The 14,390-nt window shown below is 61.6% G+C and carries 14 protein-coding genes; 10 read left to right on the top strand and 4 right to left on the bottom strand.

What is annotated here, in order from left to right:
- Nucleotide 1: 1 nt before the first annotated feature.
- Both minD and minC read right to left on the bottom strand, forming a co-directional pair.
- Nucleotides 2-817 carry a septum site-determining protein MinD gene (gene minD, locus GJ700_RS02865; protein ID WP_371867801.1) on the bottom strand — a complete coding sequence of 272 codons (816 nt, stop codon included), beginning with the start codon at nt 815-817 and terminating at the stop codon, nt 2-4.
- A 36-nt stretch (nt 818-853) separates the two neighbouring features.
- Entirely contained in the window at nt 854-1,615 is a 762-nt protein-coding gene (gene minC / locus GJ700_RS02860) for a septum site-determining protein MinC (RefSeq protein WP_154371158.1), read from the bottom strand.
- A gap of 280 nt (nt 1,616-1,895) precedes the next feature.
- On the opposite strand from minC, the gene GJ700_RS02855 reads away from it, so the two are divergent.
- The 8 genes from GJ700_RS02855 to GJ700_RS02820 all read left to right on the top strand — a co-directional run bounded on the left by GJ700_RS02855 (nt 1,896) and on the right by GJ700_RS02820 (nt 8,722).
- Complete coding sequence (locus tag GJ700_RS02855) at nt 1,896-2,801, top strand: LysR family transcriptional regulator (RefSeq protein ID WP_154371535.1); 906 nt, start codon at nt 1,896-1,898, stop codon at nt 2,799-2,801.
- 82 nt (nt 2,802-2,883) lie between these two features.
- Nucleotides 2,884-3,294 carry a phasin family protein gene (locus GJ700_RS02850; protein WP_154371157.1) on the top strand — a complete coding sequence of 137 codons (411 nt, stop codon included), beginning with the start codon at nt 2,884-2,886 and terminating at the stop codon, nt 3,292-3,294.
- A gap of 51 nt (nt 3,295-3,345) precedes the next feature.
- Nucleotides 3,346-4,524, top strand: a complete 1,179-nt coding sequence (locus GJ700_RS02845) for an acetyl-CoA C-acetyltransferase (RefSeq protein WP_154371156.1) — start codon at nt 3,346-3,348, stop codon at nt 4,522-4,524.
- Between the two features lie 60 nt (nt 4,525-4,584).
- Nucleotides 4,585-5,325, top strand: coding sequence for a beta-ketoacyl-ACP reductase (locus GJ700_RS02840; RefSeq protein ID WP_154371155.1), 741 nt, complete (start codon nt 4,585-4,587; stop codon nt 5,323-5,325).
- Nucleotides 5,326-5,411: 86 nt separating this feature from the next.
- The gene (locus GJ700_RS02835; protein WP_154371154.1) at nt 5,412-6,749 is read left to right on the top strand and encodes an amino acid deaminase; all 1,338 of its coding nucleotides are present in this window, start codon (nt 5,412-5,414) and stop codon (nt 6,747-6,749) included.
- A gap of 39 nt (nt 6,750-6,788) precedes the next feature.
- On the top strand, nt 6,789-7,745 hold the full coding sequence (gene pip / locus GJ700_RS02830) for a prolyl aminopeptidase (protein WP_154371153.1): 957 nt from the start codon (nt 6,789-6,791) through the stop codon (nt 7,743-7,745).
- A 62-nt stretch (nt 7,746-7,807) separates the two neighbouring features.
- On the top strand, nt 7,808-8,254 hold the full coding sequence (locus GJ700_RS02825; RefSeq protein ID WP_154371152.1) for a DUF2721 domain-containing protein: 447 nt from the start codon (nt 7,808-7,810) through the stop codon (nt 8,252-8,254).
- 15 nt (nt 8,255-8,269) lie between these two features.
- Complete coding sequence (locus tag GJ700_RS02820) at nt 8,270-8,722, top strand: hypothetical protein (RefSeq protein ID WP_154371151.1); 453 nt, start codon at nt 8,270-8,272, stop codon at nt 8,720-8,722.
- A gap of 13 nt (nt 8,723-8,735) precedes the next feature.
- On the opposite strand, the gene GJ700_RS02815 is transcribed toward GJ700_RS02820, so the two are convergent.
- Complete coding sequence (locus GJ700_RS02815) at nt 8,736-9,317, bottom strand: SRPBCC family protein (RefSeq protein ID WP_154371150.1); 582 nt, start codon at nt 9,315-9,317, stop codon at nt 8,736-8,738.
- 151 nt (nt 9,318-9,468) lie between these two features.
- Here GJ700_RS02815 and GJ700_RS02810 point away from each other — a divergent pair, with 151 nt between their 5' ends.
- Nucleotides 9,469-11,508: an NADPH-dependent 2,4-dienoyl-CoA reductase gene (locus tag GJ700_RS02810; RefSeq protein WP_154371149.1), complete on the top strand. Its 2,040-nt coding sequence runs from the start codon at nt 9,469-9,471 to the stop codon at nt 11,506-11,508.
- 176 nt (nt 11,509-11,684) lie between these two features.
- Here the strand turns inward: GJ700_RS02810 and cqsA are convergent, their stop codons facing one another.
- The gene (cqsA, locus tag GJ700_RS02805) at nt 11,685-12,935 is read right to left on the bottom strand and encodes an alpha-hydroxyketone-type quorum-sensing autoinducer synthase (protein ID WP_154371148.1); all 1,251 of its coding nucleotides are present in this window, start codon (nt 12,933-12,935) and stop codon (nt 11,685-11,687) included.
- Nucleotides 12,936-13,049: 114 nt separating this feature from the next.
- On the opposite strand from cqsA, the gene GJ700_RS36025 reads away from it, so the two are divergent.
- On the top strand, nt 13,050-14,390 hold the full coding sequence (locus GJ700_RS36025; protein ID WP_154371147.1) for a sensor histidine kinase: 1,341 nt from the start codon (nt 13,050-13,052) through the stop codon (nt 14,388-14,390).

Here is a 14,390-nt window from a genome sequence, read left to right as displayed (position 1 = left end):
GTCACTTGCCCCCGAAAATGCGCTGCAGGAAGCCTGGTTTCTCGTAATTGATGAAACGCAGCGGCACTTCCTGGCCGAGGAAACGCGACACCACGTCTTCGTACGCTTCCGCCACGTCGGTGCCTTTGAAGTGGATCGCCGGGTTACCCTGGTTGGATGCGTGCAGCACGGATTCCGATTCCGGAATGATGCCGATCAGCGGAATGCGCAGGATTTCCTGCACGTCGCCGTACGACAGCATTTCATCGGCTTCCACGCGTTTCGGCGAGTAGCGGGTGATCAGCAAATGTTCCTTGACCGGTTCACCGCCCGACTGCGCGCGGCGCGACTTGGCCTGGATAATGCCGAGGATGCGGTCGGAATCGCGCACCGACGACACTTCCGGATTGGTCACCACCAGCGCTTCATCGGCAAAGGTCAGGGCCATCAGCGCGCCGTGTTCGATACCGGCCGGCGAATCGCAAATGATGTACTCGAAGCCCATGTTGATCATTTCGTGCAGCACGGCTTCCACGCCTTCTTCGGTCAGCGCATCTTTGTCGCGTGTTTGCGAAGCCGGCAGGATGAACAGGTTTTCGCAGTGCTTGTCCTTGATCAGGGCCTGATTCAGCGTCGCTTCTTTGTTGATGACGTTAATCAAGTCGTACACGACACGGCGCTCGCAACCCATGATCAAGTCCAGGTTACGCAAGCCGACGTCGAAGTCGATCACGGCGGTTTTATGGCCACGGATGGCCAGGCCGGTCGAAAAGCTGGCGCTGGTAGTGGTCTTGCCGACGCCGCCCTTGCCGGACGTTACAACGATAATTCTTGCCACAAATAATCCTTTTCAGAGAGCAGCTCAGGGAGCAACTTAAGCGCGGGTGGGAGTTGAATTGACGGATAGTATATCGAGCCGGTCGCCCGCCAGGCTGATTTGCGTGGGCTTGCGCGCATGCTCAGCCGGGAATCCATCTTCAAACGTGCGGTAAACCCCTGCGATCGACACCAGCTCCGGCGCCATCGACAGCGCAAAGATACGGGCGCTGGCGTTGCCGGACGCACCCGCCAGGGCGCGGCCATTTAACGTGTTGTACACATGAATACTGCCGTCCGCAATGATTTCGGCGCCGTTGTTGACGACCGCCGTCACGATCAAGTCGCCGCCGCGCGCATAAATGCGCTGGCCGGCGCGGACCGGGGTGTCGATGATCAAGGTGCCTGACGCGCCGACTGCCGGAGCAGCCGCAGGCGCGGCGGTCGGCGCCGCCGTTGGCGCCGGTACGGGTGCGGCAGCGGCCGTGTGTTCCTCGGTCTTACCGGTATCCAGCGACAAGCCCTGGGCCAGGATTTCTTCCACCATGTCCGGCGCCGCATGGCGCACCGCCACCGGATTCAAGCGGTATTTCTGCAACAGGGCAATGGTGCTGGCCCAGTCGATGCGCTCGCAGCCGGGCGCCAGCGAACCGACGTCGATCACGGCCAGGTCACCCTCGAAAAAGTCCGGCACGCCGCCCGTCATTTCATTCAAGGCGGCGTCGAGTGCAATGCCATCGGACGTGTACAGGATGGCGGAAACTGCGACGACGGTGGAAATCTTGATTTCGATGGGCTTGTGGAACGGGCTTTTGGACATAAAACGGTCAGTAAATGGTCTTGCTTGGGCCCATCGGCCGGAGTTGCCTGCCGGCGTACCGGTATAGGCCGTAGCATTTTACTGTGGTTAAGAAAGAAATGGGAGTGCCGTCTTATTAATCAGACACAGGGCCGGCAGGCCAGAAAGCCTGCTGTGGCAAGGGTTTTGCCGTTCAGAAATTCCAAGATAGACATTCGAACCGGCATGTTGTCATTTAGATTAAATATTCGTGTTGTAAAGTTGCGGCAAGATTTTTCAGGGACGCTTGAAACGCATTCATATGCTGGAAATACGCCACTTACGCACGCTCAGCGCGTTGCGCTCCGCCGGCAGCCTGGTGCGCGCCGCGCAACTGCTGAACCTGACGCAGTCCGCGCTGTCGCACCAGATCAAATTGCTGGAAGATCGCTACGGCAGCCCGCTTTTTGAGCGCAAATCCGTACCGATCGGCTTTACCGCCACCGGTGCTCGCCTGTTGCGCCTGGCCGATACCTTATTGCCGGAAATCGAACAGGCCGAGCGCGATGTGGCGCGCCTGTCGCAGGGCGACCAGGGCCAGTTGCGGGTGGCGCTGGAATGCCACACGTGCTTCGACTGGCTGATGCCGGTCATGAATGAATTCCGCAAGCGCTGGCCGGACGTGGAAATTGACCTGGTGTCGGGTTTCCACAGCGACCCCGCCGAACTGTTGCGTTCCGGCCAAGCGGATCTCGTCATCGGTTCCGAATACAGCGCCGGCTATGCGGCATTTCCGCTGTTCCGCTTTGAAATGATGGTGGTGATGGCGCCCAGGCACCGCCTGGCGGCACAGCGCCGCCTGCATGCGGACGATTTCACGGGTGAAACGCTGATCACGTATCCGGTGCCGGAGCAGCGCGTCGAGCTGATCCGCGAAGTGTTGCGGCCGTCCGCGATCGCCTTCGAGCGCCGGACGGCGGAACTCACAGTTGCAATAATGCAACTAGTGGCCAGCAAGCGGGGGATTGCCGTATTACCAAATTGGGCCATTAAAAATTATGTTGATTTCGACTACGTAGTATCACGGCCCGTCAATGAAAACGGATTGTGGTCGGATTTGTACGTTTCGGTGCCAGATGCGCTCCGTTCGAAGGCGTATGTGCTTGATTTCATTAATGTGATACGGGAACAGTGTGCCGGCGCGCTCGACGGTATCAAGCTCCTGTAGCGACAATTCGTGACAATTGGTGATATTTCAACCACAATGAAATTGGTAGCATTGCTCTAGATCAAAGACGTTGACAACAGTGATGCATATCATTGCGTTTTTGGTTGCAGGTCCGCTTTCAGACAAGGAATCCATGTTTAATCCTGAACAGTTTTCGCAAGCGCAGTCCCTGATTGAAGCTCACATCCGCAGTTTTGATACCTGTGCCAAAGCAGTGCTGCAAAGTAGCGCTGGCCTGGTCGACCTCCAGCTGGACTCCGTCAAAAACGCCCTGGCATCTGCCACGGACGCGTCCAATCACATGCTATCGCTGAAAGACCCGCAAGACTGGCTGAGCCTGACGGCGATCCAGTCGCAACAAGCTGTCGACCGCGCGCAAGCCTATGGCAGGCAAGCGGCCGGCATCGCCAAGGAAGCACATGCGCTGTTGGCGCAAGCAGCCGTGCCGCTGCAAGGGTTATTCAACATTCAGGCACACAAATCGATAGAATAGGAAGTTGCAATTTTTTCATCGGCCATACGGCCATGTTCACTGGAGAAACAAATGGAAGATGTAGTCATCGTAGCAGCGGGCCGTACGGCCGTAGGCAAGTTCGGCGGCAGCCTGGCCAAGATCCCTGCGGCAGAACTGGGCGCCCACGTCATCAAGGGCCTGCTGGCGAAAACCAATATCGATCCTAACCTGATCAGCGAAGCCATCCTGGGTCAGGTACTGACGGCAGGTGTGGGCCAGAATCCGGCGCGCCAGGCAGTCATCAAGGCAGGCCTGCCAACCAGTGTGCCCGCATACACCATCAACAAGGTCTGCGGCAGCGGCCTGAAAGCCACCCACCTGGCGACCCAGGCCATCAAGTGCGGCGACGCCAACATCATCATCGCCGGCGGCCAGGAAAACATGAGCGCGTCGCCGCACGTGCTGAACAATTCGCGCGACGGCTTCCGCATGGGCGACGCGAAACTGGTCGACACCATGATCGTCGACGGCCTGTGGGATGTCTACAACCAGTACCACATGGGCATCACCGCGGAAAACGTGGCCAAGAAATATGAAATCTCCCGCGCGGAACAGGATGAATTCGCACTGCAATCGCAGCTGAAAGCCGAAGCTGCGCAAAAAGAAGGCAAATTCAAGGACGAAATCATCCCGCTGGAAATCGCCAGCAAGAAGAGCACCGTGGTGTTCGACTCGGATGAGTACATCAAGCCGGGTTCCACGTTGGAAGCCCTGTCCGGCCTGCGCCCTGCATTCAACAAGGAAGGTTCCGTGACCGCGGGTAACGCGTCCGGCCTGAACGACGGCGCCGCCGCCGTGGTCATGATGACCGCGACCCAGGCGAAAGAACTGGGCTTGCCAGTGCTGGCCAAGGTCAAGGCGTACGCCTCGTCCGGCCTGGACCCGGCATTCATGGGCATGGGTCCGGTCTCGGCCGCCAAGCTGTGCCTGAAAAAAGCCGGCTGGACCCCGCAAGACCTGGACTTGATGGAAATCAACGAAGCGTTCGCGGCCCAGGCTATCGCCGTGAACAAGGAAATGGGCTGGGATACCAGCAAGATCAACGTGAACGGCGGCGCCATCGCCATCGGTCACCCGATCGGTGCATCCGGTGCACGTATTCTGGTCACGCTGCTGCACGAAATGGTGCGTCGTGACGCCAAGAAAGGCCTGGCGTCGCTGTGCATCGGCGGTGGCATGGGTGTTGCTCTGGCTGTAGAGCGCGCTTGATTTTTGCAATAAGTAGTACTGTTCATCGTCTGATTGATTGAAAAAAAAGAGGGGATAAAAATGGCACGAGTTGCATTGGTAACGGGTGGTATGGGCGGTTTGGGCGAAGCGATTTGCATCAAACTGGCAGCCCTCGGCTATAAAGTAGTAACCACGTATTCCCCCAACAACACGAAAGCGGAAAGCTGGCTGGCCACGATGAAAGATCAGGGCTATGACTTCAAGGCTTATCCGTGCGACGTGGCTGACTATGAGTCGGCACAGGCTTGCGTGGCCAAGGTACACAGCGAAGTGGGTCCGGTCGAAGTGCTGGTCAACAACGCCGGCATCACCCGCGACATGACCTTCAAGAAGATGGACAAAGTCAATTGGGACGCGGTGATGCGCACCAACCTGGACTCCGTCTTCAACATGACCAAGCCGATCGCGGATGGCATGGTGGATCGCGGCTGGGGCCGCATCATCAACATTTCTTCCGTCAACGGCCAGAAAGGTGCGTTCGGCCAGACCAACTACTCGGCCGCCAAGGCCGGCGTACACGGTTTCACGAAAGCGCTGGCGCTGGAAGTGGCGCGCAAGGGCGTGACCGTCAACACCATTTCGCCAGGCTACATCGGCACCAAGATGGTGATGGAGATCCCTCAGGAAGTGCTGGATTCGAAGATCATCCCGCAAATCCCGATGGCCCGCCTGGGCAAACCGGAAGAAGTGGCTGGCCTGGTGGCTTACCTGTCGTCGGACGAAGCAGCTTTCGTCACCGGCGCCAATATCGCCATCAACGGCGGCCAGCACATGTCGTAATCCGACATCACTGACTAGTCGTACACTGGACACCGCGGGCAATGCGCTCGCGGTGTTTTTTTTTTCAGGATCTTTCTGGAGGGGACATGGACCGACTTTTGCCCGATGGCGGGCTGGCGCTGGCCTGCCTGGGAGAGCAGGTATTGCAGCCCGGCGTGAAAGGCTTGCCGCTGACGGAACCGATGCGCCAGGGCGCGATCGGCGTGCAGCGCTGGAACGTATTGCGGGGCGACACCAGCTATCCCGTCGCACTGTTGAAGGAATCGGCGCTGCTGCACAACCTGGACTGGATGCACAGCTTTTGCGCGCGCCATGGCGCCGTGCTGGCGCCCCATGGCAAAACCACCATGTGCCCGCAACTGTTCGGCGCGCAGATCGCCAATGGCGCCTGGGGCATGACATTGGCCACGGCGGCGCAGGTGCAGGTGGCGTACCGCTTCGGCGTGCGCCGCGTCCTGCTGGCGAACCAGCTGATTGCCGCCAGCGACATCGGCGCCATGGTGGCGCTGATGAAATCCGATCCCCGTTTTGAATTCATCGCGCTGGCCGATTCGGAAGCCGGTGTGCGCCGCCTGTCGCAGGCGGTGGTGGCTGCCAGACTGGAACGCCCGCTGCCGCTGCTGGTGGAGCTGGGCCTGGCCGGCAAGCGCGCCGGTTGCCGCACGCCGGAACAGGCGCTGGCGCTGGCGCGCGCCATCAAGCTGGCGCCGGGGCTGCAGCTGGCCGGCATCGAAGGCTACGAAGGGCTGTTGCACAGCCATGACCGCAAGCACGCGGTGGAAGCCGTGCAAACGTTCGTGGCGCAACTGGTGGCGCTGGTGCGCGATGCCGACAGGGAAAAGCTGTTCGACGGCGAGCAGATCGTGCTGTCGGCCGGCGGCTCGGCGTACTTCGACCTGGTGGCGCGCGGCTTTGCCGGCATCAAGAGCCTGTCGCGGCCGGTATTGCCGGTGCTGCGCAGCGGTTGCTACCTGACCAACGATCACGGCTTTTATCAGGATTTAACGCAGGATGTCGACCGGCGCGAACATGTTTCGTCGGGCCTGCGTCCCGCGCTGGAAGTGTGGAGCATGGTGTTGTCGCGGCCCGAACCGGACCTGGCGATCCTGTCCATGGGCAAGCGTGACGCGTCGTACGATATGGCCTTGCCGCTGCCCCTGTACGTGCACCGTCCGGGCGAAGCGGGCGCGTTTGGCGCCGAGGAAGCGGTGGACTTGCCGCCCGGCTGCCGCATCGACAAGATGAACGACCAGCACGCGTATTTGCGCCTGCCGGAAGGCGATCCGCTGTGCGACTCGCTGCACGTGGGCGACCTGATCGGCTGCGGCATTTCGCACCCATGCACCACGTTCGACAAATGGCCGTTGTTGCTGGTAGTGGACGATGCCTATACAGTGCGTTACGCAGTCAATACCTTCTTCTGACGGGCATCCGATAGAATCACGGAAAAGACAAGGACCCCCATGGCAGAACTGAATACCACGCTGTTTCCCCCGATCGCCCCGCTGCGCCACGGCATGCTGGCGGTCGATGATTTACACACCATCTACTGGGAAGAGGTGGGCAATCCGAATGGCATCCCGGTGCTGTTCCTGCATGGCGGTCCCGGCGCCGGCCTGTCGCCGGCGCACCGGCGCTTTTTCGATCCGCTGCATTACCGCGTGATCCTGTTCGACCAGCGCGGCGCCGGCAAGTCGGCGCCGCTGGGCGAATGCCGCAACAACACCACACCCTTGCTGATCGGCGATATCGAGCGCCTGCGCACCCTGTTCGGCATCGAGCAGTGGCTGGTGTTCGGCGGATCGTGGGGTTCCACGCTGGCGCTGGCGTATGGCCAGGCGCACCCTGAACGGTGCCTGGGCTTTGTCTTGCGCGGCATTTTCCTGTGCACGCGGCGTGAAATCGACTTCTTCCTCAATGGTGCCGAATGGTTCCACCCGGACGTGTACGATGAATTCATCGCGTCCATCCCGCCGGACGAGCGGGGTGATTTGCTGGCGGCCTACCACCGGCGCATCATGAGCACCGATCCGGAAGTGTACTGGCCGGCGGTGCGCGCATGGAGCCGCTTCGAAGGGCGCCGTGTCTTCCTGTTGCCGCAGCCGGAAGAACCGCCATCGGATTCGCTGGACCTGGGCGTGGGCCGGCTGGAATCGCACTACATGGCCAACCTGGGCTTCTTCGCGGAAAACCAGTTGCTGGACAATGTGCACCGCATCGCCCACCTGCCGGCCGTGATCGTGCAGGGCCGCTATGATGTGATTTGCCCGCCCGTCTCGGCCTGGCGCCTGCACCAGGCGTGGTCCGGCTCCGTGATGAAGATGATCCCGGACGCGGGCCACGGCGCGATGGAAACCGGCATTACGCGGGCGCTGGTGACGGCCACCGAACAGTTCAGGAAGCAGCGCCACTTCGGCTGAGGCGGTTGGGAGGTTGCCGTCTGTTACACTTACGGCTGGACCCGTACCAGATAACGTTTCAGATGAATATACAAGTCGGCGATATCGGCCATATCATCCAGCTGGCGATCGCGCCGGTATTCCTGCTGACCGGCGTGTGCACCAAACTGATGGTGCTGACCAACCGGCTGGCCCGCATTATCGACCGCTCGCGCGTGCTGGAAGACCGGCTCGATGTCGGCTACAACGAAAGTTCGCTGAACGAGCTCGATGTGCTGTACCGGCGGTCGCACCTGATCAACGTGGCGATTGCGTCATCGACCGCGTGCGGATTGTTGATCTGCCTGGTGATTGGCATGCTGTTCATCGGCGATACCACCGACGTTACGCTGGACAAATACATTGCCGGCTTGTTCGTGCTGGCGATGGCGGGGCTGATTACCAGTTTTGTTTACCTGCTGAGGGAAATTTTCATTGCCTCCGCAGCCATGCGCGCGCATCGCCACGTGCGTCACCCATTACAGAAATAAGAGTACCATCGTCTCATGCACGACTATCAACGCCCCCCGACCCTGTACCGCTATGGCATCCGCAGCGACCTGGAACAGGCCCTGACGCAGGGAGAATTCATCCTGCGTCCGACCGCGCAATGCCTGACCCTGAGCTTTTCCCAGGCGTGGGACCGCAATCTGTTCGACCTGTTTTCGTCGGACGCGTGCCTGATCATCCATAACACGGAAGAGTTCGGCGAACGTATCCACCGCGCCGTGCAGCGCACCCTGCCCAGCTGGGCGGGCATCGACGGCGCCATCGAATACGGCACCCGCGCCGCCCTGGGCGCCGCGTTCACCAAGACCCCGGCTGAAGCGCAGGAGCGCGAATGGCAATTCGCGTGGCGCGCCATGCAGGCGAATTTGAGCCTGAATCCCGTCATGATCAAGATCGGCAGCATCGAGCAATTCGCCGAACTGCGCGACCGGGACACGTACCTGGCCTGACGCGGCCGGCGGCTTAATTGCGGGCAGCGGCGCCGTCGGCCTTGTCGATGCGCGCCAGCACGGCGTTCATCATGCGTTCGATATCGCCGCGGATGATATTGGTGCCCAGGATGCCGGGCACGTAGAAATTCGGCACCAGCTTGCCGGAATAGACGACGCGCGTGCCGCCTTCGGCCAGCGGGAACAATTCCCAGCGCGATTCATAGTGCTTCATGTCGCCCGAGATCAGCGCGATCTCGATCGACGCCATCGGCTGCTCGATGGCGCGCACGATCAGGTGGATGGACTTCGACATGAACAGGAAGCGCGCCGTGCCGAACTGTTCGATGATGACTTCATTGCCATTGCGCGACAGCACCCGGCATGACTGCATGTCGGGCACGAATTCATTCATTTTTTCGTAAGTGGTGAGGGTCTTCCAGACCGTGGCCAGTGGCGCCTGCACGGTGCCGTTGGCGTCCACTTCATACAGTTGCAGATTGTCCTGATGGATGCGGTTGACCGCTACTTCCAGTTTTGGTGGGTCGTTTTTTGCAGGCTGGCCCAGCGCGTGCGCGCACAGGCCGAACAGCAACATCACTAGCAATCGCTTCATTTGTCCAGCGTACGGTAAAGAGTGGCAGAATACAAGCGTGGCACGGAAGTGTTACGCAGCGATGGCAAGAATTTTAGAAACACGGGTCTAGGGATTTCCGCTTACATTTCGGGCCTCAATAGAAACTCCGTCTCCATTCTAAGAATTCAATATGACGACCGCACGCTACTCCCATTTGCTGGCTCCCCTCGACCTTGGCTTCACCACGCTGCGCAACCGCGTCATCATGGGGTCGATGCACACGGGGCTGGAAGACCGCTTTTTCAATTATGGCAAGCTGGCGGCGTTTTACCGCGAACGGGCGCGGGGCGGCGTCGGGTTGATTGTGACGGGTGGTATCTCGCCCAACCGCCAGGGCTGGCTGCTGCCGTTCGGCGGTACGCTCAATTTTGCCGGCGACGTGCCCAACCACCGCAAGCTCACGCGCGCCGTGCATGAAGAGGGCGGCAAGATCCTGATGCAAATCCTGCATGCGGGCCGCTATGGCTACCATCCGTTCGTGGTGTCGGCGTCCGGCCACCAGTCGCCGATTTCGCCGTTCAAACCCGGGCCGCTGACCGAGGGCGGCATCGAATCGACGATCCGCGACTACGTGCGCTGCGCGCAACTGGCGCAAAAGGCGGGATATGACGGGATCGAAGTCATGGGCAGCGAAGGCTACCTGCTGAACCAGTTCCTGTGCGCCCGCACCAATACGCGCACGGACCGCTGGGGCGGTGCGATTGAAAACCGCATGCGGCTGCCGGTGGACATCGTGCGCCGCATCCGCGCCGCCGTGGGACGCGAATTCATCATCATGTACCGCCATTCGCTGTTGGACCTGGTGGAAGGGGGCAATACGTGGGATGACGTCGTCACGGTGGCGAAAGCCTTGCAGCAGGCCGGCGCCACGATCCTGAACACGGGGATCGGCTGGCACGAAGCGCGCGTGCCGACCATCGTCACGTCCGTGCCGCGCGCCGCGTTTGCCACCGTGGCGGGCCGCCTGCGCAAGGAAGTGTCGATTCCCGTGGTGGCGTCGAACCGCATCAACATGCCGGATGAAGCGGAAGCCATCATTGCGCGCGGCGATGCCGACATGGTGTCGATGGCCCGGCCATTCCTGGCCGATCCGGATTTCGTGGCGAAAGCGGCTTCCGGCCGCACCGATGAAATCAATACCTGTATCGGCTGCAACCAGGCTTGCCTCGACCACACGTTCCAGAACAAGCGCGCCAGTTGCCTGGTCAATCCCCGCGCTTGCCATGAAACCGAGCTGCAATACGTGCGCAAGGCAAAAGCGCGCAAGGTGGCGGTGGTCGGGGCGGGGCCGGCGGGCCTGTCGGCCGCCACGGTGGCGGCCGAATGCGGCCACCAGGTCACGCTGTTCGACGCCAGCGACAAGGTGGGCGGCCAGTTCAAGATCGCCATGCAAATTCCCGGCAAGGAAGAATTCGCGGAAACCCTGCGCTACTTTACCCGCAAGCTGGAGTTGACCGGCGTCGACGTGCGGCTGAACACGCGCGTGACGCGCGAAGAATTGCTGGCCGGCGGTTATGACGATGTCATCGTGGCCACCGGCATCAAGGTGCGCATGCCGCCGATTCCCGGCATCGAACACGCCAAGGTGCTGTCGTACCTGGACGTGCTGCTGCACAAAAAACCGGTGGGCAAGCGCGTCGCCATTATCGGCGCGGGCGGCATCGGCTTCGACGTGGGCGAATACCTGCTGCACGACCCGCGCCATCCGTTGCCGCTGGCGGTCGAACACTGGACGCGCGAATGGGGCGTGGATTTGAAGGCCACCACGGGCGGCGGGCTGGTCGGCGCGCAAGCGGGCGAAGCCGTGCGCCAGCTGTACCTGTTGCAGCGCAAGACCACCAAGCTGGGCGCGGGACTGGGCAAGACGTCCGGCTGGGTGCACCGCGCGGTGCTGGCCCGCAACGGCGTCGTCATGCTGGGCGGCGTGCAGTACGACAAAATCGACGACCAGGGCTTGCACATCACGGTCGACGGCGAACAGCGCTTGCTGGCGGTGGATAACGTCGTCATTTGCGCGGGGCAGGACAGCCTGGCGGATTTGATGCCGCCGGAAGGCAAGGCGCAGCAGGGCGGGCCGGCCTTTTACAAGATCGGCGGCGCTGCGCTGGCGGCGGAGCTCGATGCCAAGCGGGCCATCAAGGAAGGGGCGGAGCTGGCGGCCAGTTTGTGACGGGCCGTGCTGCCTAACATGGTGTTACGCGTACTCCGTAGGGCGGTTTGCCGGGGGGCGCCGAGCCCGCAGCGGAAGCCGCCATGCGTGCGTCGCCACCAGCACATGCAACACCGGTACGCCGGCATGGCGGCTCGCAAGCGAACCGCCCTACGCATTTTGAGCCGCGGCAGGGATCAAACAGCCGCGGGCAGGCTGCGTCCCATGCGCCGGCTCGACGACCACGTCGGGACATCCAGCTCATCGTAAATCGCCGCGCACACCGACAGGATCTTGTCGATTTCCACCTGCGTCAGTCCGGAATTGAGCGTCAGCCGCACCAGTGAGCGGTTGCGCGCCGTGGCCGGGGCGCAGAACACGGCGCCGAACACGCCGCGCGCCTCCAGCGCCTTGCGCAGCGCCAGCGTGCGGGGTTCCGGGCCCGGTTCCAGCGCAATGATTTGCTCGCTGCCGTCGCTGACGTTATAGCCGATCGCCGCCAGGCCTTCGCGGATTTGCCGTGCATTGGCGCGCAGCGCCTGGCGCCGGTCGTCCGCATTGCGGATAAACGCCAGCGCCGCCTCGAACCACGCCAGTTCATGGCTCAGCAGGCATGAGCTGAAAATCGCGGGGCGCGACGCGGACAGGAAATAACCCTTGAATTTGGTCGAACAGGTAATGATGCCGGCGCGCCCGGCAAATGCCTTGGCCAGCGACGCGGTGCGGAAGTGCACGCGTTCCGACAAGCCCAGTTGCGCCACCAGCCCCGCGCCCTGCGGCCCGTGCGTGCCCAGCGAATGCGATTCATCGGCCACCACGATGCTGCCGCTGCGCTCGGCCAGCGCCACCACGTCGTCCAGCGGACACAGGCTGCCGTTGGTGCTGTACACCGTGTCCACCACGATCACGCCGGGACCATGCTTTTCCAGCTGGCGCTGCAAGTGGCCGACATCGTTGTGCAGGAAGGGGACGGCCTTGGCCTGGCCGGACGTGACGCCTTCCCACAGCGATGCGTGCGCCATCATGTCGAGATACACCGGGACGCCGGGCCCGGCAATGCTTTGCAACAGGCCGACGTTAGCGGCCCAGCCCGACTGCGCCAGCAACGCATCCTGCGACCCCATGAAGCGGGCAAATTGCTGTTCCAGCCGGTGCTGGCGGCTGCCTTCCTGCAGGAACACGGACGACATCAGCAAATCCGCGCCGCCCAGGCGCAGGCAATCGGCCTGCGCCTGCAACAGCGCGTGTTCGCCGGCGATGCACAGGTAATCGTTGCTGGCCACGTAGATCGCGTCCGGGCCGGGCGGCAGCCAGGTGTGCATGTGCTCGCCGCCCAGCAGTTTGCCGACCCGTTCGACGTAATGCTCGTCCATGCGGGCATTGACGAAGGCAGGCAGGCGGTGTTCGGCGGACAGTACGGTTGGGGCTTGCAGGGAAGTTTCTATCATGGAGGCTCCAGTAGCTCGAAGGGGCTGAAAACGGGAAGATGCGGCAGTCGGTGGTATCCTCCGTGCCGCGCTCGTATCCATCGTACGCGTGCGTAGCGCAATGTCAAACAGGCAATGATTGTGTCCATAACAAAATATTTTTCAGCACTACGACGGGGCTTCGCCGATGCCGCCGCCGGCTGGCGCCGGGAGCAGGCGCAGCCGCATGACGCCGTCGTCAAACGCATCGCCCAGCTGTCGTGGATCGCGCTGGTGGGGATGCCGTTGTATTACGTGGTGTGGCATGTCTGGTTCCCGCAACCGTATGAAAACCTGTGGCTGCGCCTGGGCGGCATGGCAGCCTGCCTGCCCGGGATCTGCGCCGCGCGCTTTGCCCGCCAGCGCTGGTTCCCCGCCTACCAGGTCGCCGCGCTGACGTACATCCTGCCATTTTTCTTCACGTACATGTACCTGATGAACGGCGCCAATACCGTATGGAGCGAATCGCTGCTGATCGCCGTGATCCTGCTGTTCCATTTCGATTTCGCGCTGGCGCTGCTGTCGTATGTGGCCGGCACGGTGCTGGCCTACTTGCTGTATTACTGCCTGCATTATGTGCACCACCCGGACGGCACCCTGGTGCAGTTGCTGATGCAGGGCCAGTGGCCGATTTATTTGTTCGCCATCGTTGCCGTGTCGCTGGCCAAGGTGGGGCGGGGCATGCTGGAATCGGAGCGGCTGGCCGGCATGGCTGCCGCCATGGGCACGGTGTCGCACGAATTGCGCACGCCGCTGCTGTCGATCGGCGCCAATTCGCGCGGCATGAAGCGCTTGCTGATGCAGGCGTCCGGAATGCGGGAACAGGACCGGGTGGCGATGGAAAAAGCGCTGGCGCGGGTGGAAATCGAAGTGCGGCACATGAACAATGCGATCGACCTGTTGCTGCTCAGTTCAACGGCTGGCCAGCGCACCTCGCAGGAGCGCCAGGCGCTGTCGATGGAAACAATGGTAAAGTCCATGCTTGATCGCTACCCCTTTGCCAACCAGGGGCAGGCGGACCTGGTTGCCGTCACCGTGCGCGCCGATTTTCAATTCCTGGGGCAGACTGATTTGTGTTCGATGATCTTGCTTAACTTGCTGCGTAATGCGTTGTCGGCGTTGCAGCGGGCCGGCAAGGGCCGCATCCGCATCATTATCGATGGCGCGCGCGCCCGGCCCCGGCTGCTGTTCATCGATACCGGCAGCGGCATCGAAGAGGCCAGCATGCCGCACATTTTCCGGCGCTTTTATTCGTATCCGCACAATAGCGGCTCCGGTATCGGCCTGAGTTTTTGCAAGGAAGTGCTCGATGCGTGGAACGTGACGATCCGTTGCATTTCGCGGGCGCAGCGGTATACCATCTTCGCCCTGGAATTTCCGCGCGCTGCCGTTGACCCGGATTCCGACCCTGAACCTGAAATTGTTTCACTAGCCTGA

It is taken from the genome of Pseudoduganella rivuli (assembly GCF_009674485.1).
GTDB classification, from domain to species: domain Bacteria; phylum Pseudomonadota; class Gammaproteobacteria; order Burkholderiales; family Burkholderiaceae_D; genus Rugamonas; species Rugamonas rivuli_B.
This window is presented reverse-complemented; position numbering and strand designations above follow the sequence as displayed.

Coding starts and splice junctions, on each gene's coding strand:
- minC (WP_154371158.1), bottom strand. CDS start 1,615: ATGTCCAAAAGCCCGTTCCACAAGCCCATCGAAATCAAGATTTCCACC.
- GJ700_RS02855 (WP_154371535.1), top strand. CDS start 1,896: ATGCTGGAAATACGCCACTTACGCACGCTCAGCGCGTTGCGCTCCGCC.
- GJ700_RS02850 (WP_154371157.1), top strand. CDS start 2,884: ATGCATATCATTGCGTTTTTGGTTGCAGGTCCGCTTTCAGACAAGGAA.
- GJ700_RS02845 (WP_154371156.1), top strand. CDS start 3,346: ATGGAAGATGTAGTCATCGTAGCAGCGGGCCGTACGGCCGTAGGCAAG.
- GJ700_RS02840 (WP_154371155.1), top strand. CDS start 4,585: ATGGCACGAGTTGCATTGGTAACGGGTGGTATGGGCGGTTTGGGCGAA.
- GJ700_RS02835 (WP_154371154.1), top strand. CDS start 5,412: ATGGACCGACTTTTGCCCGATGGCGGGCTGGCGCTGGCCTGCCTGGGA.
- pip (WP_154371153.1), top strand. CDS start 6,789: ATGGCAGAACTGAATACCACGCTGTTTCCCCCGATCGCCCCGCTGCGC.
- GJ700_RS02825 (WP_154371152.1), top strand. CDS start 7,808: ATGAATATACAAGTCGGCGATATCGGCCATATCATCCAGCTGGCGATC.
- GJ700_RS02820 (WP_154371151.1), top strand. CDS start 8,270: ATGCACGACTATCAACGCCCCCCGACCCTGTACCGCTATGGCATCCGC.
- GJ700_RS02815 (WP_154371150.1), bottom strand. CDS start 9,317: ATGAAGCGATTGCTAGTGATGTTGCTGTTCGGCCTGTGCGCGCACGCG.
- GJ700_RS02810 (WP_154371149.1), top strand. CDS start 9,469: ATGACGACCGCACGCTACTCCCATTTGCTGGCTCCCCTCGACCTTGGC.
- cqsA (WP_154371148.1), bottom strand. CDS start 12,935: ATGATAGAAACTTCCCTGCAAGCCCCAACCGTACTGTCCGCCGAACAC.
- GJ700_RS36025 (WP_154371147.1), top strand. CDS start 13,050: ATGATTGTGTCCATAACAAAATATTTTTCAGCACTACGACGGGGCTTC.